This window comes from Bacillus mexicanus (genome assembly GCF_050445615.1).
Lineage (GTDB): Bacteria > Bacillota > Bacilli > Bacillales > Bacillaceae > Bacillus > Bacillus mexicanus.
Genome location: NZ_JBCEYV010000001.1, coordinates 579339 through 598291, shown reverse-complemented (window position 1 = coordinate 598291; position 18953 = coordinate 579339). Strand labels below are relative to the sequence as shown.

Genomic DNA, 18953 nt, shown 5'->3' with positions numbered 1-18953 from the left:
TCACCTTCCCTTCCTTTTGCGGCGGTAATAAAAGTACCGATCAATAAAAATAGCGCCGATTCCGGAAATGAGTGTCGCTAAAATACTCGGTCCGACGATATCTGTCGGCGCTTTGGAGGAATAAGCCATTCGGACTGCGATAACGGTTGTCGGGATGAGAGTGATGCATGACGTATTGACCGCTAAAAAAGTAATCATCGACCGGCTCGCTTCCGTTCGATTTCCATTCAGTTTTTTCATTTGCTCCATTGCTTTTATGCCAAGCGGAGTTGCTGCATTACCAAGGCCGAAAAAGTTCGCCATGAGATTAGATAAAATGTAGCCCATTGCAGGATGATCCGGCGGTATATCAGGAAACAGTTTAGATATAAAAGGCCTGCACATCCGGCTGAATAACTCCAAAAGCCCTGACTGCTCGGCTATTTTCATTAAACCCAGCCAGAAAACAAGCACGCTCATCAGTCCGAATGAAATCGTAACGGCTTCCTTTGCCCCCTTAAATACGGCTTCATTGACATCTTGCAGCGTTCCGTTGCACATCGCAAAAACAAGTCCGATCACAGTTAAACTGACCCAAATTATATTGACCATTTTGTCCCGCCAGCCGCATTCAGAAAGATTGATTTAAATGTTTCAAAAAATTGTTTTTTCGGTTTTTGATGTCGTTTATTTTCATAATAGATTGGCACTTTGGCGATCATTTCGTCGTTGAACATGATCTTCATGTGCCCTACGATGTCAGGAATTTTCGAGGCGTCTTTTTCCCATGCTTTTTTCGGCTTAAGCAGCGTGGTTTTAATTTTAACGTCTTCCTTTTCCTCATCGGTTAGCAAATAGGTGATATCACGTTTGATAAAAGCCTTTGATTCATAAAATGTGCCTTTCAGCTTGGGAATGTCTCCTTTTTTTGCGATTAAATAGGTTTGGTAATGATCAAATACATAGTTAAACATATTCATATGATCATCCCAATCGTCAGGATCATTTATGGTGACGGCAATCAAGTCAACGCCGGCCTTTGAGGCTGTTGAGACCAGTGTCCGTTTTGCAAGTTTTGTATAGCCTGTTTTCCCCCCTGTGCTGTAAGGGTAAAGCATGGTCAGCAACTTATTTTTGTTTTTCCAGACGCTTTCCATTGTTTCAGCTTTGTATATTTTTGTTCCTGAAATTTTTTGATAGTTTTTCAGTTTCATCGCGTATTTGGTTAAAATGGCCATATCATAGGCTGTTGAATAATGATTTTCATGGTCGTCCAATCCGTGCGGGTTTTGAAAACGAGTGTTCTTCATGCCAAGCTGCTCAGCTTTTTGATTCATCATGTAAATAAATCCATCAAGACTGCCCCCGACATGCTCAGCAATTGCGACAGCGGCGTCGTTTCCTGATCTCAGCATCAGTCCATACACGAGATCTTTTAGTTTCACTTTTTGTCCTTCTGTCAAATAAATGGCCGATCCTTCTGTTTTGACAGCATTTGCTGACACTGTCACCGATTCATCCATTTTACCTGATTCGATAGCAAGAACAGCTGTCATAATTTTTGTGATGCTTGCAATTCGCCTTTTTTCATGCTCATCCTTTGCAAATAATACTCTGCCTGACGCTCCGTCTATCACGATCGCGCTTTTTGCACTGACATCTATAGCATGGGCTGTGTCTACATTTACATTAGCAATAAGAAATGTAATCATGACCATAAATACTGCTTTTTTGAAAATGCGCATGTTTGCTCACGTCCTTGTGGTGGTTTGTACAAGTTTATGCGCATGTCCACAAGTTATGAATAACAATTATATGCACGCAAAAAAACCCTCCCTGAAAAAGGGAGAGTAAAGGTTATCTGATTGGCGCCATGCTCGATCCGGATGCTTCATAATGAGCCAGGTCTTCCCTCATCTTCAGAAATGCTGCGCTTAGCGGCAATAATAATTGCTCAAGCGACGCAGGAACAGCATGGTAAAATTTAATTGCGCTGACACCCGTATAAGACGCCCGGCTATTTTCACACCACGTGTCTTTTTTCGGCATAAAAAACTCTTCAATACATTGGTGATACACTTTGTAAAGTGTTTTTTCCGCTCTGGCGTCCGAAAAAGGCTCCTGCATGAGGAGACGGCGGCACGCTTCTGAGCCTCCTTCACAAAATACTGTCATTCTTCTCAGAGTGCTCAGCACATCACAACAGTATCCTTCCTCAACAGGCAATTCAGCCTGTAAAGATTCCAGCGTCGTTTGATTTAGGTAATCGTTAATGGTATTGACAACCATTGATAAGAATTCGCCTGTTTTTTGAGTCTGCGCCCGCACAATCGAATGTCCCATTTCGTTCAGTATCTTCCCCTCATGTCTTTGTCTCTCATATAATGCTTCTTTCATGATAGCTTCTTCCTTATATCTTATGATGATGAAAAAGCGCGATTCATTAAACTTCTATTTTATATCTTCGAAGGTTTGGTTAAAGTTTTCAAAAAATAAATCTGCTTCTTCTTGAATAACGTCTTCTTCCGCATTTTCAGGCAGCGGCGGAAGCTCGTCCAGCGTTTTCAGACCGAATTGTTCTAGAAATGTCGGTGTTGTGCCGTATAAAATAGCCCGTCCCGGACCATCAGCCCGGCCGACTTCGCACAACAGCGCCTTCGCGACAAGACTGTGTAAAATCCGCTCTGATTTCACGCCCCTGATTTCTTCAATTTCAGCTCTCGTAATCGGCTGTCTGTATGAAACAATAGCCAGCACTTCTAATGAGGCTTGAGAAAGGCCCTTTGACGGCACTTCAATCAATTTTTTCAAGTATGGCGCAAAGTTTTTTTTGGTGGAAAGCATGTACGTATCTGCATATTCAATCAGCTCAATGCCTCTTGTCTCCCCGCGGTATTCGTCCGCCACTTCCGCCATGATGGTATTCAGTTCAGGCTCTTCGATTTCAAGCACCGTTAACAGCTGCTTTTTTGTCAGCCCTTCATCTCCTGCCGCATAAAGAAGGGCTTCCACTATAGCTTTCCAATTCACGATATCAAGCCCCATGAATGGATTCACTCCCCGCAATGTAAATATCCGAAAAATTGTGCTCCTGTTCAATGAATATCAGCTGATTTTTCATCAGCTCAAGAACAGCAAGAAACGTCACAACCAAATGGTCTTTTTGTTCATATGGAAACAGGTCCATAAAGTTGATTTTTGTTCCTCTTGATTTCAGGCTGTGCACGATTTCTTTCATTCTGTCTTCGATTGGTATTTCCTGTCTGGTAATTGTTGTTTCCATCGGTCTGGTTATTTTTTTTCGTTTCAACACTTTTTGAAAAGCCCCGATCATATCATAAACCGTGACAGAGAGCCTTTGCTCAGACTGTTTTACTTCTTTTGCAAATTCGCTCAAATCACTCGGCGGTTTCGTGAACGATTTTTGTCTTTCTTCTTCCCGTTCTTTTAAATCCTTCGCCGCATCTTTATATTTTCTATACTCAATCAGCTTTTCAATCAGTTCTTCCCGCGGATCTTCTTCTTCAAGTAATTCATCTTCAAAAAGCTCCTCCTCTTGCTTCGGGAGCAGCATTTTGCTTTTAATGCTGAGCAGCGTGGCAGCCATGACTAAATACTCGCTGGCAATATCAAGCTCAAGCACACGCATCGTATGTACATATAATAAATATTGTTCAGTGATCTTCGCCACAGGTATATCATATATGTCAATTTCAAGACGATTGATTAAATGAAGCAGCAGGTCCAACGGGCCCTCAAACGTATCAATTTTCACTTGATATTCTTCCATCATCTCACCATTTTCAAGTATCGCTCTCATTGCCGGATAAACTGGCTACCCTTTAGTATAAGCCACCAAAAAGCTCTCGTCCAATACTATTTCATTTCCTGTTTTGAAGAATTTGTGCAGAATATTCAGAACGGAAAAGGCGTCGCTCAGATGATTACAAAGGAGATGGGAGAAGAGAGTCTTAGCGGCAGTTTCTCTTTCATTACCATGCTAAAACAATGACGCAATCAGAGCTGAGCGTTCTTTTTTCCTTTTATCCTTCCTGTGTTACACTAAGGGCAGATTAAAGGAGGAAGTACCTTGTATCCGAACGCTTATATCAATTATCTCGTTGAATTTCACGCGACACGGGATTATTTTGAATGCCATGAAATACTAGAAGAATATTGGAAGGAAGACCCGCCAGATAAACGAAAAATATACTGGGTCGGCTTTATTCAGCTTGCGGTTGCTTTGTATCATCACAGAAGGAAGAATACAGCCGGCGCAAAAAAACTGATGGCGAACAGTATTCGAATTCTTCATGCTGAAAAACAAGCGGTCGAAAGCCTGGGTCTTGATCATAGCCGTTTGCTTGAGCTTATGCGGTTGGTTTACGAACAAATCGAAGCCGGATCTTTTTATCAAAGCATTATGCTGCCGATCAAAGATGCGAAGCTGGAGGAAGCGTGCCGCATCGAATGCAAGAAAAAAGAGTATACATGGGGGCAGCCCAGCACACTCACCGATGCATTTCTTATCGACAAGCACCGTTTGCGGGATCGGACTGATGTCCTCCTTGAACGTGAAAAAGAAATAGAGCGTAGAAAAAAAAGCAGAGGCTGGTAACAGCCCCTGCTCAGCGTGTTGACAAACCCTCGCATTCGTTGTCAAGCCTGTGCGTTGGTGCTCACGAATCAAAACATTCGCTCCGCTCCAATGCTCAGCTTTCCTAGAATTCAAGAGTTTTCAAACACACTGAAAGGATAGCCAAATCATAAAACAGTTTTGTTTTATGATTTGGCCATGAAACTAAAGCAGCGGCTGGTAACAGCCTCTGCTTTTAATTATTGTATGAAATGTCTTGATCCTGCTGACCTTGACAACGTTCGAAAAAGCTCTGCGTTAATTCATTCGGAACCAGTACCTGTGTTTTGAATAAATGCTTTAAAGCATCCATCATCTGTTTTCCGATTCCTTGATGGCGATGAGAAGGATTCACACTGATATGCCGGATCTCAACCTCAGAATCCTTTTTTTCGACTCCGATTGCTCCGACGATATCCTCGTCCTCTTTCCAAAGAAAGAGCTGGCGGTCTGTATCCGTTTCGTAGTCCTTAATTGTCTGCTGAAGCTGCTTCAGGTCTTTTTCACTCGGCATGAACGAAAGAAGCCCCATCGCAATCTTTTCAAACGATTTTTTATAACGAATTAACATAAAAACCCCTCTATATCAAAATGTCCAATATGCTATTAACGGATACGAATAGGTGATCCGTATTCTCACATTATATCATTATCGCCATATTTTTAAACTCTTTTCAGCAAATTATTCAAATGAACGGTTTAAATTTGCCATTTCAATGGCAGAAACAGCACAATCTACACCTTTATTGCCCGCTTTTGTACCGGCTCGTTCAATTGCCTGTTCGATGTTTTCAGTTGTGACGATTCCAAAAATGACCGGCACGCCTGTAGTGTTTGCCGCTTGCGCGATACCTTTTGCAGCTTCGTTGCAGACATAATCATAGTGTGTTGTTGCACCTCTGATAACAGTGCCTAATGTGATAACGGCGTCATATTTTTTTGTTTCCGCCATTTTTTTCGCAGCAAACGGAATTTCAAATGCACCCGGCACCCAAGCTACATCGATATCATTTGTATCCACGCCGTGTCGGAGAAGCGCATCTTCTGCACCGCTCAGCAGCTTACTCGTAATAAAATCGTTAAATCTTCCTACGACGATTCCGATTTTAAGACCTGTACCGACTAAATTTCCTTGTATGATATTCATATGATTCCCATCCTTTTTGTGATATTAGTTTTTTTAGAAATGAAGTAAATGCCCTAACTTGTTCATCTTGGTTTGTAAATATTTTTTGTTGTGCTCTTTTGCTGCCATTTGAAGCGGCACTCTTTCTGAGATGCTGAGTCCATAGCCTTCAAGCCCGGCGATTTTTCGCGGATTATTCGTCAAAAGCTTCATATTCCGCACACCGAGATCGCGCAATATTTGCGCTCCGATTCCATAGTTGCGAAGGTCGGGCAAGAACCCAAGCGCCTCGTTGGCTTCTACAGTGTCATAGCCTTGCTCCTGAAGCTTATAAGCTTTTAATTTATTGATTAAACCGATGCCGCGGCCTTCTTGGCGCAAGTACAAGAGCACTCCCCGGCCTTCTGCAGCAATTTGTGTCAGCGCGGCATGGAGCTGCGGGCCGCAGTCACAGCGATGAGATCCAAACACGTCACCTGTGAGACATTCTGAATGCACCCGGACCAGTACAGGCTCTTCACCGAACGGTACATCTCCCATCACAAATGCGACATGCTCTTTTCCGTCAACCTCATTTGTATATCCGTAAACCTGAAATGTGCCAAAATCAGTGGGGAGCGTAATATCAACCTCACGCTCGACAAGCGAGGTTAAGTTGTAACGGTATTGAATCAAATCTTTAATCGTGATCATCTTTAATTGATGTTTTTTCGCAATTTCAATGAGTTCAGGCACTCTCGCCATTGTTCCGTCTTCATTCATAATTTCACAAATCACACCCGCTCCTTGAGATCCGCAGGCTTCAGCAAGATCAACAGCAGCTTCTGTATGACCCGCTCTTTTTAGGACGCCCCCTTTTTTCGCAATGAGCGGAAATATGTGACCGGGACGCTGAAAATCAGACGGAACAGATTTGCTGTCAAGCAATGCTTGAACGGTAAAGGATCTTTCTTGAGCACTGATGCCCGTCTTCGTTTTGCGATGGTCAATGCTTACCGTAAAGGCAGTATGGTGAGAATCTGTATTATGTTCAACCATATGGTGAAGATCAAGCTTGTTTGCGATTTCTTCACTGAGCGGCGTGCAAATCAGCCCTCTCCCGTGTGTCGCCATAAAATTAATGACTTCTGGTGTTGAATGCTCAGCAAGAGCTACGAAGTCTCCTTCGTTTTCTCTGTCTTCGTCATCTACAACGATGATGACTTCGCCTTTTTTTAGAGCGCCTAGTGCTTCTTCTATCGGATGAAACATACAAATCTTCCTCTCTAAAAGCCGTTTTCGTTTAAGAAGGCTTTTGTTATGGTTTGTTGGTTCTTATTTTCATTGGCTTTATGCAAAAATCGATACATGTATTTTCCGATCATATCGCATTCGATATTCACTTTAGAACCAATCGTTTTTTCTGAGAAAATCGTTTCGCTGATTGTGTGAGGTATTAAAGAAATTGTCACTGTATCCTCTGTCAGGCCGAAAATGGTTAAGCTCACGCCGTCCACAGTCACCGATCCTTTTAAAACCAATGTTTCTGTTAAAGACGGATTCATTTTCAAATCATAGTAAACAGCATTGCTTTTCTCTTCAATTCGTGTAATTTCCGCAGTTCCGTCGACATGTCCTGAGACGAAATGGCCTCCGAAACGGCCGTTGGCTGCCATCGCTCTTTCCAGATTTACTTTACTTCCTTTTGATAGACCATTCAGGGACGTTGCTTTGACTGTTTCAGGCATCACATCCACTGTGAATTGATTTTTTGTAAAATCAGTCACAGTTAAGCAAACGCCGTTCACTGCAATGCTGTCGCCCAAATGAACATCCTCTAGAATTTTTGAGCATGTAATCGTTAAGGCCATTGACTGCCCTGCTTTTTTCATGGATTCGATCGTGCCTGTTTCTTCTATAATTCCTGTAAACATGGTCACCATCCTATTCGTTTATCGGTATTGCCGTCACTTTGAGATCACGGCCGATTTGGGTTATATCAGTGAATTGCAATAAGGGGACATCTTTTAATGATTGAATACCTTCACCGGAGATTAAGCTGGGAGCATGCGTTCCTCCGATTAGTTTAGGGGCAAAATAGAAGATCAATTCTTGAAAACAGCCTGCTTTGATAAAGCTTCCGTGAACTGCTGATCCGCCTTCCACATACACAGACATGATGCCTTTTTCCGCAAGGATTTTCAAAACATCGGGGACGTGGACACGCTCCGTTTCAAGCGTGAATATGTTCACTCCGAAAGCTGAAAGCCGTTTTTTCTTTTCCTCTCCTGCACGTGCCGTTGTAAAAATCCACGTCGGCGCTGCCTGATCGCAAATCACTTTGGCATCCTCAGGAATCGAAAGTTCGGTATCAAGTATTACCCGAACCGGCTGTTTTGCCACATTCGGCAGCCTGCAGGTTAAGCTTGGATCGTCGGCTTTCACCGTGCCAACTCCGACTAAAATGCTTTGGTGATTTTTCCTGTATTTCTGAGCATCTTGTCTGGCGGTTTCTGACGTGATCCATTTGCTGTCGCCCGTGCTGGTAGCTGTTTTCCCATCAAGGCTTGCAGCAGCTTTTAGTGTGACATAAGGGAGGCCTGTCCTCATGAAGTGCAGAAATTGTTTGTTCAGCTTCTCCGCCTGTTCTGCCAGGATGCCTTCTTTTACTTCGATACCGGCTTTTTCAATCATACTGATCCCTCTTCCAGCCACAAGCGGGTTAGGGTCTCTCATCGCCACGAATACTCTTTTAATGCCAGAGTTGATAATGAGTTCTGCACATGGCGGTGTTTGTCCGTAATGACTGCACGGTTCGAGTGTAACGTAAATATCAGCACCCTTTACATGTGATCCGGCCATATGGATGGCATGAACTTCCGCATGGGCTTCGCCATATTTTAAATGGGCGCCCATTCCGACAATTTGTCCGTCCTTTACGACAACAGCGCCGACGAGCGGATTGGATTCGGTCTGTCCTTCGCCCCGCTTCGCAAGATCTAATGCCAGCTTCATATAATACACTTCCATTTGTTTCCCTCCTCTCTTTTTATTTACCGTCAAAAAAGCCCCGAATATATGAAAAATCCGGGGCTTTACGTATTTTACTCAATAGGAAATAACACTATGCATTTTGACATAATTGCATAGCGTATCACCATCCTTCTCCCATCCAGACTTTCACTGTCGGCTTCAGCTTAAACTGAATCCACCGCACGCTTATGCACACGGGTCACGGGCTCTAAAGCACATTCGCTTTACTACCGCCGGTCGGGATTTCCACCCTGCCCCGAAGGATACAATCTTTATTCATTTGTCCTTATTGGCTATTATAGCGATCCTTTTTATCGTACGCAATGAAATAAACTTACAATTTGAGAAAAACAAAATACCACCCTTCGATCCGAAAGGCGGTGTTTTGTTAATCATTCACTTTGGCAACCTTGATTAATCCATCAATCCGCTTTGCTTTGCTGAAGTATGCCTTAATCTTGTCGCCTTCTTTTATATCAGATAAATCCTGATTTAATTTTTTTCCGTTGAAGATGATTTTCGTGCCGTTTTCAGCTTCTCCATGATACTCTGAACCGCTAATTTCCGTCACTTTATATTCTTGGATGGTGTATTCCTCTTCTTCTGAGGACAAGGTTTGTCCAATTGCTGTTGGAACGTCTTTCAGTTCAACGCCATTTATGTACATATAACCGCCTGCTAATAAAAACAAAAGCACTAACAGAATGGTAATTTTGGTTTTTATTCTTCTCATCTTTAAACCTCCAGCCAATATGAATATAATCATTCATATGAGTTATTCCTTTTTTTCATGAATAAAAAACCGTAAATTCTTGTAAATTATTAATATAACGATGCAAAAAGAGAATATGTTTCACATTCTGCAAAACTTTCTTTTTTATAGTAATACGAATTTATGTTCTGGTTTTGGGGGATGGACGAGAAAAACAAATAAAAAAACAGCCTCCTGTTCAGGAAGCTGCTTAATCCTAATTTGTTTTTCGCATTTCGTTAAACGGAAAGAAAACAAACTTTGCCGTACCCGCAATTTGTTTTTTCGTGAAGAGGCCAAGCCCGTTTCGGCTGTCCATTGATTTCTGCCGGTTATCTCCCATCACAAAATACTTGTCATCAGGCACTTTCACCGGGCCGAAATCATTGGTCAAATGTTCACCATTCTGATTCGCTATCTTTTTGTAAGCAGCCAAATAAGGCTCAGCTACCTTTTTCCCGTTGATATAAAGCTGGTCGCTTTTCATCTCGACTGTATCTCCTGGCAGGCCGATAATACGCTTGACATAGTGAACATCATCTCCGTTTAATACGATGATGTCTCCTCTATCAAACTCGCCGATGTATTTGACAGTCATATTGACAAAGACCCTTTCACGGTCATGTAAAGTAGGCTCCATGGACTCCCCATCAACGATATACGGCGAAAAAACAAAATTGCGGATGAGCAAAACGAGAACACCAGCAATCACAATTGCTTTTGTCCATTCTACTATTGTTTTTTTCTTTGAATTATTTTCTGCTTTCAACTGATTTCCTCCAATAAACAACGATCTTCAATTTATGTTATCACGAATCGAAAAGAAATCCCATCAGGACCATTGAAGTGATTTTTGCAATCTGTTCATCTTCCTCTTCTATTCACATTACAACTATCTTTTTTCCGCTCTATCAAATGAAAAATAAATGTTTTTACCAATAAGTTTATGCTGATTGACTCTAGCATTAATACATATAAAAAGGAGAATACTATGAAAGGAGACTTGATAGTATGATTGATTATCCTATTAATATAAACAACGTTTCCGGGAACGGCGTAGTAAACGTGGGCGGCGCTTTTATGATCAGGCCATTAACTTTGTCCAAATCTGTGTTTGGTTCCGGAGGTTTAAACACAGGAATTGTCTTTGAAAATAACTTTGTAAGCAAGGCGAAAATGATTAACCATCAATTTACTGATCAGAATGTGACCAAAACATTTTAGCCTATTCATTACAGAAGGGACCATTTCAGATGTATCACTAACTACACGTCCGGTTTGTCAACCGCCATCAGTACCCAGGCGGTTTTTTTATTACATATGTTTGCCCAATAAAAAAGACTCCCCCGATATGAGGAAGCCTTCTGTCTGCCGATTAGCCTTCTACGCGAACTTCTTTCATAACGTCGCCGTTAGACATGTTTTTCGCGAATTCTAATCCGCTTGTTACTTTCCCGAACACAGTGTGAACACCGTTCAAATGCGGCTGCGGCTCATGTACGATGAAAAATTGGCTGCCGCCTGTGTCTTTTCCGGCATGTGCCATAGAAAGAGATCCCGCTTCATGTGTATGTGGGTTTCCTTCTGTTTCACATTTGATTGTGTATCCAGGACCGCCTGTGCCGGTTCCGTTTGGGCAGCCGCCTTGGCTGACGAAGCCTGGAATAACTCGGTGGAATGTAAGCCCGTTGTAAAAGCCTTCGTTCGCAAGCTTTTCAAAGTTTGCGACAGTGCCGGGAGCAGCTTCAGGGTAAAGTTCAAATTCAATTTTGTTACCGTCTTCTAATAAAAAGTAACCTGTTTTCAATTGTATGCCTACTTTCTTTATTTTAATTTTCAAAGGAGATTATGTATGATAAATGATATCCTGTCTCTCCTTGTCGCGGCTATTATACCACACCTTTCGGGGGAAAACGAATCTCTCGGCTTTACTAAAAAATAAAATGAAACCTGAATCTCTTTCTCTCCGTCTAACCTAACGGAACTGTAATTTTATCATGATTCAGGTCCTCGCAGAGCAGCTCTATCCAGCTGCTTGTGAAATTGAAGGAGGTCAAACTGCTTTGAAAAAAATATGGATTGGGATGGCAGCAGCGGCCGTTTTGCTGCTGGCTGTTCCGAAAGTCAGCCTTGCGGATGCCGCGGTTGGAGATGTTATTGTAACACTGGGCGCTGATTTGTCAGCATCTGATAAACAAAAAGTGCTTGCTGAAATGAACGTCCCTGATAATGCCACAACGGTAAACGTGACCAATAAGGAAGAGCATGAATATTTAGGAAAATATATATCAAACGCGCAAATCGGATCAAGAGCGATTTCTTCCTCATCAATAACCATTGCCAAAAAGGGCTCTGGACTGAATGTTGAGACACATCATATCAGCGGCATTACAGACGAAATGTACCTAAATGCCCTGATGACAGCAGGTGTAAAAGATGCGAAGGTTTATGTGACTGCACCGTTTGAGGTATCCGGGACTGCCGCTTTAACTGGATTGATTAAGGCGTATGAAGTTTCTTCTGATGAAGCAATCTCAGAGGATGTTAAGCAAGTAGCCAACCAAGAGCTTGTTACAACATCAGAGCTTGGAGACAAAATCGGTAACGAAAATGCAGCTGCGCTGATTGCAAAAATCAAAGAAGAGTTTGCGAAAAACGGTGTGCCTGACAATAAAGCTGACATTGAAAAACAAGTAGACGATGCGGCTTCTGATCTGAATGTCACACTTACAGACAGTCAAAAGGATCAGCTTGTCTCCCTATTCAATAAGATGAAAAACGCTAACATCGACTGGGGACAGGTCGGTGATCAGCTTGATAAAGCGAAAGACAAGATTACGAAATTCATAAAATCAGATGAAGGCAAAAACTTCATCCAGAAAGTCATTGATTTCTTCGTATCTATCTGGAATGCAATTGTTTCTATATTCAAATAAGAAAAAGCGCCGAGAAATCGGCGCTTTCTTTATTGCTTTACACCCGTTTTATAAGGCAGATCAAGTTTCACAATGTCCTCGTATGTTTCTCGTTTCACAACTAAGTGATCCTCGCCGTTTTCCACAAATACAACGGCAGGTCTTGGAATGCGGTTGTAATTATTGGCCATGCTGTATCCGTATGCGCCTGTACAAAAAACAGCAAGAAGATCGCCTTCTTTTACTTCCGGCAGATTAATATCCCAAATGAGCATATCGCCGCTTTCACAGCACTTTCCGGCAATCGACACCGTCTTGTCATGCGCTTCTCCGATACGGTTGGCGGTCGCAGCTTCATACTTCGCTTGATAAAGCGCAGGCCGAATATTATCATTCATGCCTCCGTCTACAGCCACATACTGACGGACATTCGGCACTTCTTTTTGTGAGCCAACCGTATAAAGGGTTGTGCCCGCGTCTCCAACGAGAGAGCGGCCCGGTTCAATCCAAATTTCCGGAATGTCAAAACCGTAACGAACGGCATTTTCTTTCACAGCCTCGATAATTTTTTCAACGTATTCAGTAGCGTGAAGCGGCTCATCGTCTTCCGTATAGCGGATGCCGAAGCCTCCTCCAAGATTCAGCACCTTGGATACAAACGAATATGACTGTCTCCACTCATCCAGTTTTTTGAAGATTTTTTCTGCCGCTAACACAAAACCCGCCGTATCAAAAATTTGCGAGCCAATATGGCAATGGACACCCAGAAGCTGAATGTGTTTTGATTGTAATACTTGCTCGATCGCCCGCTCAGTTTGTCCGTTATGAAGGTCGAAACCAAACTTTGAATCTTCTTGACCTGTTGTAATATAGTCATGCGTATGTGCTTCTACCCCAGGTGTGATCCGCAGAAGAACATTGATAGAGCAGTCTGTTTCTTTACATAAGTCTTCAAGAAGGGCAATTTCATAGAAATTATCCACCACGATGCAGCCGATGTGATGCTCAAGCGCCATCCGCAATTCTTCCCTGCTCTTATTATTTCCATGAAAGTGAATGCGTTCTGCCGGGAAACCTGCCGCTACAGCTGTATAAAGCTCTCCTCCTGACACTACATCCAAGGATAGTCCCTCTTCCTCAGCAAGCTGAATTATTGCAACTGAGGAAAACGCTTTGCTCGCATATGCCACCTGTGCTTTCAGTCCCGCAGTAATAAATGCCTTCTTAAAACTTTTAGCACGCTCACGTATTAAAGCCACATCATATACGTAAAGAGGAGTCCCATACTTCTCCGCCAAATAGAGAGCGTCCACTCCTCCAATTTCTAAATGCCCTTGTTGATTTTGTCTGCTTGTGCCATGTAAGAACAATGTCATTCCCTCTTTCTCCGCTTATGGGTGAAAAGGACAGTTTTATCGACTGTCCCTTCACAATTAAGACATACATTATCATACTCTTCAGTCAGTTTCAATGCGATTATGAATTGGTAGGCTGTCTTAAGCGATTTTTGGGGTGAACGATACTGGGTCTTACTTTTGCGCCAGGTTTCGCTGTGCGGATCAGCACCTGCCACAGCGCCTTGCCGTTAAATGGAATCAGCGGCCATAAGTACGGCGTTTGGAGGGATTTAATGCTTGCCATGGCAATAATCAGCACTGTAAATCCGATGACGAGCCCTTTTATATGAAATAAAGCAACGAGTATCATGAGGATAAGGCGGCTCATTTTGTTTGCCAAGCTTAATTCATAACTAGGCGTCGTAAAGGTTCCAATCGCTGCAAGTGAGACGTACAGAATCACTTCAGGCGAAAACAGACCGACTTCAATCGCAATTTGTCCGATCAGCACAGCGGCTATTAATCCCATCGCTGTCGATAAAGCGGTCGGTGTATGAATGGCAGCCATTCTGAGAAACTCAATCCCTAAGTCAGCTAAGAAAATTTGCAGAATAACGGGGATATGCGTATCTTTATTTAAACCGATAAATCTCATGTTGTCCGGAAGCAGATCAGGTTGAAGAACAAAGAGAAACCAAATCGGGAGAAATAAAGTTGAAGCAAGAATACCGAAAAATCTTACCCATCTTAAAAAGGTGCCGACTGAAGGCGCCTGCCTGTATTCTTCAGCATGCTGGACATGGTGAAACAAAGTCGTCGGGGTAATGATCACACTCGGCGATGTATCAACCATAATAATGACATGGCCTTCAAGTACATGATTTGCTGCCACATCCGGTCTTTCTGTATAGCGCACGAGCGGAAAAGGGTTATAGTTTTGATGAACAATGAACTCCTCAACAGTTTTATCTGCCATCGTTAACCCGTCGACATCAATAGCAGCAATTTCTTTTTCCACGATGTCAACGAGATCCGGATCTGCAATATCTTCTATATAACAAATGCTTAAATCCGTCTTTGATCGCTCGCCGACCTTTGTCATCTTAATGCGAAGACGTTCGTCTCTGACCCGCCGTCTGAGAAGAGCCGTATTGACGACAATATTTTCAACAAACCCGTCTCTGGCTCCCCTGACCACCTTTTCCGTATCAGGTTCTTCTGGATTTCTGCCCGGATAGCTTCTGACATCAATTATAAATGCAAACCCTGCGTCTTCTACAATAACCGCGATTAGGCCTGATAGGACTTGGTCGGTGGTTTCATCCAAGGTTTTTACTTTTTCGACCTGGGCATTAAGCAGTCTGTTTTCGACGATATCGACCAGCTTATCAGGGTCTTCACTCCGATTGTTAATGGCAACGAGTTCTCTCATTAAATGAATGATATAGGCCGTATCACACAATCCATTCAGATAGTAAAGATGTATTTCTTGATCTAAAATGGTGAGCTTGCGAACACCTACATCATAGCTTGTCCCCATCCCCACACGGTTTTTGAAGTATGCTTCATTTTTATCTGGATTCCGATAAACCCGAATTTTTTCTTCCTTGTGGTCCGGCATGATACCCGCTCCTTTCTAAAATAAACTCGACCGCTTTCATGGTGATTGGCGATCCTTTTGAAATATCGTCTTTTCTACCCATTTTGCCAATATCACCAATACCGACAATCAGCGGGAGATCAAGTTTATCAAGGCAATAGACTGTATCTCCGCTCATTCTGTGCGCATCAAATTCTCGTTCCCCGACTTTATCGACGCCATATTCTGTTACTTCTCCATTTCGGTCAATACTTACGTCAACTCTGGTCCATTCAGCCTGATGGGTTTTTGACGCAACCGCAATCACTCCGAGCACTTCTATTGATGGATGGCTGGCGACATAGGTCAAAGCGGTTTCTCCCGGGCCCTCTCCTTGAAGTCCAGAGTCATCAAACATGACAAATACAGGATCATATGGTGCTGAGGTGATCAGCTTGACCAGCTCTGCGCCGCTGCGGATGGTAGGATTTCCTTTTGATTGGGAAATACAGCGCCCTCCCACTTTGTTTGCGGCGTATTCAATTGTTTTAGCGGCGTACACATCCCCATCTGTTACCAGTATGACCTTTCGTTTTGTCGTCATATCGGCATTATCCTTTCGGTTTGAAAATAACTGCTACGATAAAGGCGAAGAGAATGGCTGCTGAAATACCCGCAGAGGTCAGCTCAAAAATCCCCATGCCGATTCCGATAAATCCGTGTATATGCGCCTGATGCATGGCACCGTGAAGAAGACTATGGCCGAAGCTGACGATCGGGACAGTGGCGCCGCCTCCGGCAAACTCAATAAATTTATCATAAATACCGAAACCATCTAAGATCGCGCCGATCACCACAAATGATGTCATGACGTGGGCCGGCGTTAATTTAAAAATATCTAGAAGCAGCTGGCCTACAATACAAATGGCCCCGCCGCATACAAAAGCCAAAAAGTATTCCATGTTAAGATGCACCTCCTGCACGCTCAAATACTACCCCATGGGCGATGGTTGGAATGGTTTCTTTTTGCTGGATCATCGTCGGGCTTAACAGCGCCCCGGTCGCCACGACAAATACACGGTTTAATTTTCCTTCTCTCAGCTGCTTAAAAATGTGAGAGTAGGTGACAACCGCCGAACAAGCGCAGCCGCTTCCTCCGGCAAAGACCTGCTGATCCGGAGTGTAAATCAGAAGCCCGCAATCATCATGCTTTGTGCCGACCGGATAGCCATCTTCCTTTAAGATGTCTTTTACGATGGGAGATCCGACGCCTGACAGGTCACCTGTCAGGATAAGATCATAGTCATCCGCTGTCCGGTTGAGATCTTTAAAATGCTGCTTAATCGTATCAGCTGCAGCGGGGGCCATGGCTGATCCCATATCAAACGGATCAGTAATTCCTAAGTCAGCAACCTTGCCGACAGTCGCGCTTGTGATTTGGATGTCACCCGGTGTCTGACTGATGACAACCGCTCCGCTTCCGGTTACAGTAGAAGTGGCAGTATCCGGTTTTTGGCCTCCGTATTCCGTTGGATATCGAAACTGTCTTTCCGCCGTTGCATTATGGCTGCTGGTAGCTGCGAGCGCCCTTTTGGCAAAACCGCCGTCTACTAAGGCTGATGCGACAGCCACTGTTTCCATTGATGTTGAACAGGCGCCAAACATACATAGAAACGGAATTTTTAATTGTCTTGCCACATAGTTGGCTGTCACGTTTTGATTCAGCAGGTCGCCTGCCAGTAAGAGATCAATATCATCTTTTGTCAGATTATTTTTTTGAAGCGCTGATGTAATCGCATCTTCCATCAGCTGGCGTTCAGCCATTTCCCAATTTTTTTGATTGCAGTGCATCTCGTCATAGGTTTTATCATATAAAGCGCCCAGCGGTCCGTCTTTTTCCTTTGGTCCGACTGCTGTTCCCGCTGAGTTGACAAATAAGGGATGTTCATATACCCAGGTTTGCTTTCCAGTTAATTTCATTTTCTTCTCCTCCTATGACATCAGTTTCTCAAAAGCAAACCGGATCATTCCGACGATGTAAGCAGCCACAACTCCGAAAACAATAACATTTCCCGCTAGTTTAAACATGTTTGTCGCTACTCCGAGCACTAACCCTTCGCTTTTATATTCAAGAGCCGCACTTGCCATACTGTTAGCAAAACCTGTGACCGGCACGGCTGAACCAGCGCCTGCAAACTGTCCGATTCTGTCATAGATGCCGAACCCTGTAAGCAGTGCAGAAATTAATATTAGTGTGGCCGCCGTTGGGTTTCCTGCTGTTTTTTCATTAAAATTAAAAAAATGAATATAAAAATTTTGCAGACCTTGCCCGATGGCGCAGATCAGACCGCCTACCAGAAAGGCTTTTACACAGTTCCAGATGTACGGCGGCTTAGGCTGATAGGTTTTTACTTTTGATTTGTAGTTTTCTTTTATGTTTGTCATCTTGAAACCTCCTTATGAATGATCAACAAAATACAGCCAGTGAAATAGAGAGCCGGCAATTTTTCCAAACACGATGGCCATTAACAGAATAATGATCTTACTTCTGAGCCCGATTCGTTTTGCCAAAATCGGCAGGACATTTAAAACCTCTGTGAGGGCAGCCGCAAGCATTCCGACAAACACCCCTGCCAGCAGTCCGACCGGAACGGCAATCCATTTTGTTAAAAAAAGATGGTTCATATGAAGCGTCTCCCATCCGCCGCAAACAGCGCCAAAAATAACAGCCGCTTCATAAGCTTGGACAAATCTCATTGTTTTGGTGAGCTGCATCAGCCGCGGAATGATTCCCATTACGGTTAAAAAGGCAACGAAACCCGCCCCCACTGTGATACCCCCGCCGAGCCCGACAAAAATAATGAACAAGACACTAACGATCATGCAGGTCCTTTATTGTTTCTTGATTCTCATGCATGGCTACATATTGGTCGAGATCAAGCTGGTAGTTAAACATCTCAACCTCCAGCGGGCTAGGCTCTTCATTTAGGCGCTTTTTAAATATGTGGTTAAAAAACACAATCATCCCAAGTCCCAAACCGATGCTGTATGGGATTTGAAGCAAATATGGATAGTCATTTCTCTCTCCGGTTATGATTTCATATAGTGCGATATGGACATCCCTCATGCTGACATCCTCATGAAAGTTCATAATGGCAAGACACGATCCGATAAACAGAAGCAGCCAGACACCGATAAACAGAACTGTTGATAATTGCCGTTTTCGATACTGAACTTCAACAATGGCTTCTGCCCCGCCTACCGTTTGAACATCAAGAGCCGGATCTTGTAAATGGATGGCTTTGAGAACTTGTATGATATCCAGAATTACGATATTTTTATCTTTTTCGCTCACCTGGTAAAGCGGCATAGCCGATAGTTTCTTTTTCAGCTGAAGCTGTCCTTCAATTTGCGCGGCATCTCCCACCGTGATGATATCTCCCGGGCGGGCCAGCACTCTGTGACGAAGTCGGATAAATATACGTCGTTCCATCTTTGATCACCATCTTTCGGTGGTTATATATGTAGTATGTGGTTCGATTTTGTTCTCATTCATCCGCTTGAAAAGACCATAAATTACCACGCTTTCACGCACAAAAAAGCTAGTCTGCATGGCAG

At 43.3% G+C, this 18953-nt stretch carries 24 protein-coding genes and 1 riboswitch; of the genes, 3 read left to right on the top strand and 21 right to left on the bottom strand.

Annotated features, from left to right (window positions below; translation table 11 throughout):
• From spmA to AAGG74_RS03275, 5 genes are all read right to left on the bottom strand, one after another.
• Entirely contained in the window at positions 1-591 is a 591-nt protein-coding gene (spmA, locus tag AAGG74_RS03295; RefSeq protein WP_162102568.1) for a spore maturation protein SpmA, read from the bottom strand.
• Positions 579-1724 carry a D-alanyl-D-alanine carboxypeptidase family protein gene (locus tag AAGG74_RS03290; protein WP_162102567.1) on the bottom strand — a complete coding sequence of 382 codons (1146 nt, stop codon included), beginning with the start codon at positions 1722-1724 and terminating at the stop codon, positions 579-581. Before AAGG74_RS03290 ends, spmA begins: the two co-directional genes overlap by 13 nt.
• 112 nt (positions 1725-1836) lie before the next feature.
• Complete coding sequence (locus tag AAGG74_RS03285) at positions 1837-2376, bottom strand: YpuI family protein (protein WP_429674514.1); 540 nt, start codon at positions 2374-2376, stop codon at positions 1837-1839.
• A gap of 54 nt (positions 2377-2430) precedes the next feature.
• On the bottom strand, positions 2431-3024 hold the full coding sequence (gene scpB, locus AAGG74_RS03280; RefSeq protein WP_162102565.1) for an SMC-Scp complex subunit ScpB: 594 nt from the start codon (positions 3022-3024) through the stop codon (positions 2431-2433).
• On the bottom strand, positions 3014-3769 hold the full coding sequence (locus AAGG74_RS03275; RefSeq protein ID WP_162102564.1) for a segregation/condensation protein A: 756 nt from the start codon (positions 3767-3769) through the stop codon (positions 3014-3016). Before AAGG74_RS03275 ends, scpB begins: the two co-directional genes overlap by 11 nt.
• A 300-nt stretch (positions 3770-4069) precedes the next feature.
• Here AAGG74_RS03275 and AAGG74_RS03270 point away from each other — a divergent pair, with 300 nt between their 5' ends.
• On the top strand, positions 4070-4597 hold the full coding sequence (locus tag AAGG74_RS03270) for a DUF309 domain-containing protein (RefSeq protein ID WP_162102563.1): 528 nt from the start codon (positions 4070-4072) through the stop codon (positions 4595-4597).
• A 214-nt stretch (positions 4598-4811) separates the two neighbouring features.
• On the opposite strand, the gene ribT is transcribed toward AAGG74_RS03270, so the two are convergent.
• The 7 genes from ribT to sipS all read right to left on the bottom strand — a co-directional run bounded on the left by ribT (position 4812) and on the right by sipS (position 10273).
• On the bottom strand, positions 4812-5186 hold the full coding sequence (ribT, locus tag AAGG74_RS03265) for a GNAT family N-acetyltransferase RibT (RefSeq protein WP_024715198.1): 375 nt from the start codon (positions 5184-5186) through the stop codon (positions 4812-4814).
• 111 nt (positions 5187-5297) lie between these two features.
• On the bottom strand, positions 5298-5762 hold the full coding sequence (gene ribH, locus AAGG74_RS03260) for a 6,7-dimethyl-8-ribityllumazine synthase (protein ID WP_024121911.1): 465 nt from the start codon (positions 5760-5762) through the stop codon (positions 5298-5300).
• 33 nt (positions 5763-5795) lie between these two features.
• Positions 5796-6992 (bottom strand): bifunctional 3,4-dihydroxy-2-butanone-4-phosphate synthase/GTP cyclohydrolase II, encoded by a 1197-nt coding sequence (locus AAGG74_RS03255; protein ID WP_162102562.1) that lies wholly within the window; start codon positions 6990-6992, stop codon positions 5796-5798.
• A 14-nt stretch (positions 6993-7006) separates the two neighbouring features.
• Entirely contained in the window at positions 7007-7654 is a 648-nt protein-coding gene (gene ribE / locus AAGG74_RS03250; protein ID WP_162102561.1) for a riboflavin synthase subunit alpha, read from the bottom strand.
• A gap of 10 nt (positions 7655-7664) precedes the next feature.
• Positions 7665-8750, bottom strand: coding sequence for a bifunctional diaminohydroxyphosphoribosylaminopyrimidine deaminase/5-amino-6-(5-phosphoribosylamino)uracil reductase RibD (ribD, locus tag AAGG74_RS03245; RefSeq protein ID WP_225493811.1), 1086 nt, complete (start codon positions 8748-8750; stop codon positions 7665-7667).
• Between the two features lie 126 nt (positions 8751-8876).
• Positions 8877-9021: riboswitch (FMN riboswitch) on the bottom strand.
• 120 nt (positions 9022-9141) lie between these two features.
• Positions 9142-9486 (bottom strand): hypothetical protein, encoded by a 345-nt coding sequence (locus AAGG74_RS03240; RefSeq protein WP_162102559.1) that lies wholly within the window; start codon positions 9484-9486, stop codon positions 9142-9144.
• A 235-nt stretch (positions 9487-9721) separates the two neighbouring features.
• Positions 9722-10273: a signal peptidase I sipS gene (gene sipS / locus AAGG74_RS03235; protein ID WP_162102558.1), complete on the bottom strand. Its 552-nt coding sequence runs from the start codon at positions 10271-10273 to the stop codon at positions 9722-9724.
• Between the two features lie 242 nt (positions 10274-10515).
• On the opposite strand from sipS, the gene AAGG74_RS03230 reads away from it, so the two are divergent.
• Entirely contained in the window at positions 10516-10728 is a 213-nt protein-coding gene (locus tag AAGG74_RS03230; protein WP_071578073.1) for a spore germination protein, read from the top strand.
• A 151-nt stretch (positions 10729-10879) separates the two neighbouring features.
• On the opposite strand, the gene AAGG74_RS03225 is transcribed toward AAGG74_RS03230, so the two are convergent.
• Positions 10880-11311, bottom strand: coding sequence for a peptidylprolyl isomerase (locus AAGG74_RS03225; protein WP_162102557.1), 432 nt, complete (start codon positions 11309-11311; stop codon positions 10880-10882).
• A 256-nt stretch (positions 11312-11567) separates the two neighbouring features.
• On the opposite strand from AAGG74_RS03225, the gene AAGG74_RS03220 reads away from it, so the two are divergent.
• A complete protein-coding gene (locus AAGG74_RS03220; RefSeq protein ID WP_429674513.1) occupies positions 11568-12440 on the top strand; it encodes a DUF1002 domain-containing protein in 873 nt (290 codons plus the stop codon).
• A 29-nt stretch (positions 12441-12469) separates the two neighbouring features.
• On the opposite strand, the gene lysA is transcribed toward AAGG74_RS03220, so the two are convergent.
• From lysA to spoVAA, 8 genes are all read right to left on the bottom strand, one after another.
• Entirely contained in the window at positions 12470-13789 is a 1320-nt protein-coding gene (gene lysA / locus AAGG74_RS03215) for a diaminopimelate decarboxylase (RefSeq protein ID WP_429675231.1), read from the bottom strand.
• A 106-nt stretch (positions 13790-13895) separates the two neighbouring features.
• Complete coding sequence (spoVAF, locus tag AAGG74_RS03210) at positions 13896-15377, bottom strand: spore germination protein SpoVAF (RefSeq protein ID WP_225493800.1); 1482 nt, start codon at positions 15375-15377, stop codon at positions 13896-13898.
• Positions 15328-15939, bottom strand: coding sequence for a stage V sporulation protein SpoVABEA (spoVAEA, locus tag AAGG74_RS03205; protein WP_429674512.1), 612 nt, complete (start codon positions 15937-15939; stop codon positions 15328-15330). The genes spoVAF and spoVAEA overlap by 50 nt, the downstream gene beginning before the upstream one ends.
• 7 nt (positions 15940-15946) lie before the next feature.
• Positions 15947-16297 carry a stage V sporulation protein AE gene (gene spoVAE / locus AAGG74_RS03200; RefSeq protein ID WP_429674511.1) on the bottom strand — a complete coding sequence of 117 codons (351 nt, stop codon included), beginning with the start codon at positions 16295-16297 and terminating at the stop codon, positions 15947-15949.
• A gap of 1 nt (position 16298) precedes the next feature.
• Positions 16299-17315 (bottom strand): stage V sporulation protein AD, encoded by a 1017-nt coding sequence (spoVAD, locus tag AAGG74_RS03195; protein WP_429674509.1) that lies wholly within the window; start codon positions 17313-17315, stop codon positions 16299-16301.
• Between the two features lie 12 nt (positions 17316-17327).
• Positions 17328-17780: a stage V sporulation protein AC gene (gene spoVAC, locus AAGG74_RS03190; protein ID WP_162102551.1), complete on the bottom strand. Its 453-nt coding sequence runs from the start codon at positions 17778-17780 to the stop codon at positions 17328-17330.
• Between the two features lie 12 nt (positions 17781-17792).
• A complete protein-coding gene (spoVAB, locus tag AAGG74_RS03185) occupies positions 17793-18218 on the bottom strand; it encodes a stage V sporulation protein SpoVAB (protein ID WP_225493797.1) in 426 nt (141 codons plus the stop codon).
• Positions 18208-18828 carry a stage V sporulation protein SpoVAA gene (spoVAA, locus tag AAGG74_RS03180; protein WP_162102549.1) on the bottom strand — a complete coding sequence of 207 codons (621 nt, stop codon included), beginning with the start codon at positions 18826-18828 and terminating at the stop codon, positions 18208-18210. Before spoVAA ends, spoVAB begins: the two co-directional genes overlap by 11 nt.
• Positions 18829-18953: the final 125 nt, after the last annotated feature.

Excerpts from the sequence above, each read along its gene's own strand:
- ribE (WP_162102561.1), bottom strand. The coding sequence starts at position 7,654 with ATGTTTACAGGAATTATAGAAGAAACAGGCACGATCGAATCCATGAAA.
- spoVAD (WP_429674509.1), bottom strand. The coding sequence starts at position 17,315 with ATGAAATTAACTGGAAAGCAAACCTGGGTATATGAACATCCCTTATTT.
- spoVAB (WP_225493797.1), bottom strand. The coding sequence starts at position 18,218 with ATGATCGTTAGTGTCTTGTTCATTATTTTTGTCGGGCTCGGCGGGGGT.
- AAGG74_RS03240 (WP_162102559.1), bottom strand. The coding sequence starts at position 9,486 with ATGAGAAGAATAAAAACCAAAATTACCATTCTGTTAGTGCTTTTGTTT.
- spoVAF (WP_225493800.1), bottom strand. The coding sequence starts at position 15,377 with ATGCCGGACCACAAGGAAGAAAAAATTCGGGTTTATCGGAATCCAGAT.
- ribD (WP_225493811.1), bottom strand. The coding sequence starts at position 8,750 with ATGGAAGTGTATTATATGAAGCTGGCATTAGATCTTGCGAAGCGGGGC.
- AAGG74_RS03230 (WP_071578073.1), top strand. The coding sequence starts at position 10,516 with ATGATTGATTATCCTATTAATATAAACAACGTTTCCGGGAACGGCGTA.
- spoVAEA (WP_429674512.1), bottom strand. The coding sequence starts at position 15,939 with ATGACGACAAAACGAAAGGTCATACTGGTAACAGATGGGGATGTGTAC.
- AAGG74_RS03290 (WP_162102567.1), bottom strand. The coding sequence starts at position 1,724 with ATGCGCATTTTCAAAAAAGCAGTATTTATGGTCATGATTACATTTCTT.
- AAGG74_RS03275 (WP_162102564.1), bottom strand. The coding sequence starts at position 3,769 with ATGGAAGAATATCAAGTGAAAATTGATACGTTTGAGGGCCCGTTGGAC.
- spoVAC (WP_162102551.1), bottom strand. The coding sequence starts at position 17,780 with ATGACAAACATAAAAGAAAACTACAAATCAAAAGTAAAAACCTATCAG.
- spmA (WP_162102568.1), bottom strand. The coding sequence starts at position 591 with ATGGTCAATATAATTTGGGTCAGTTTAACTGTGATCGGACTTGTTTTT.
- spoVAA (WP_162102549.1), bottom strand. The coding sequence starts at position 18,828 with ATGGAACGACGTATATTTATCCGACTTCGTCACAGAGTGCTGGCCCGC.
- AAGG74_RS03285 (WP_429674514.1), bottom strand. The coding sequence starts at position 2,376 with ATGAAAGAAGCATTATATGAGAGACAAAGACATGAGGGGAAGATACTG.
- spoVAE (WP_429674511.1), bottom strand. The coding sequence starts at position 16,297 with ATGGAATACTTTTTGGCTTTTGTATGCGGCGGGGCCATTTGTATTGTA.
- ribH (WP_024121911.1), bottom strand. The coding sequence starts at position 5,762 with ATGAATATCATACAAGGAAATTTAGTCGGTACAGGTCTTAAAATCGGA.
- scpB (WP_162102565.1), bottom strand. The coding sequence starts at position 3,024 with ATGGGGCTTGATATCGTGAATTGGAAAGCTATAGTGGAAGCCCTTCTT.
- AAGG74_RS03255 (WP_162102562.1), bottom strand. The coding sequence starts at position 6,992 with ATGTTTCATCCGATAGAAGAAGCACTAGGCGCTCTAAAAAAAGGCGAA.
- ribT (WP_024715198.1), bottom strand. The coding sequence starts at position 5,186 with ATGTTAATTCGTTATAAAAAATCGTTTGAAAAGATTGCGATGGGGCTT.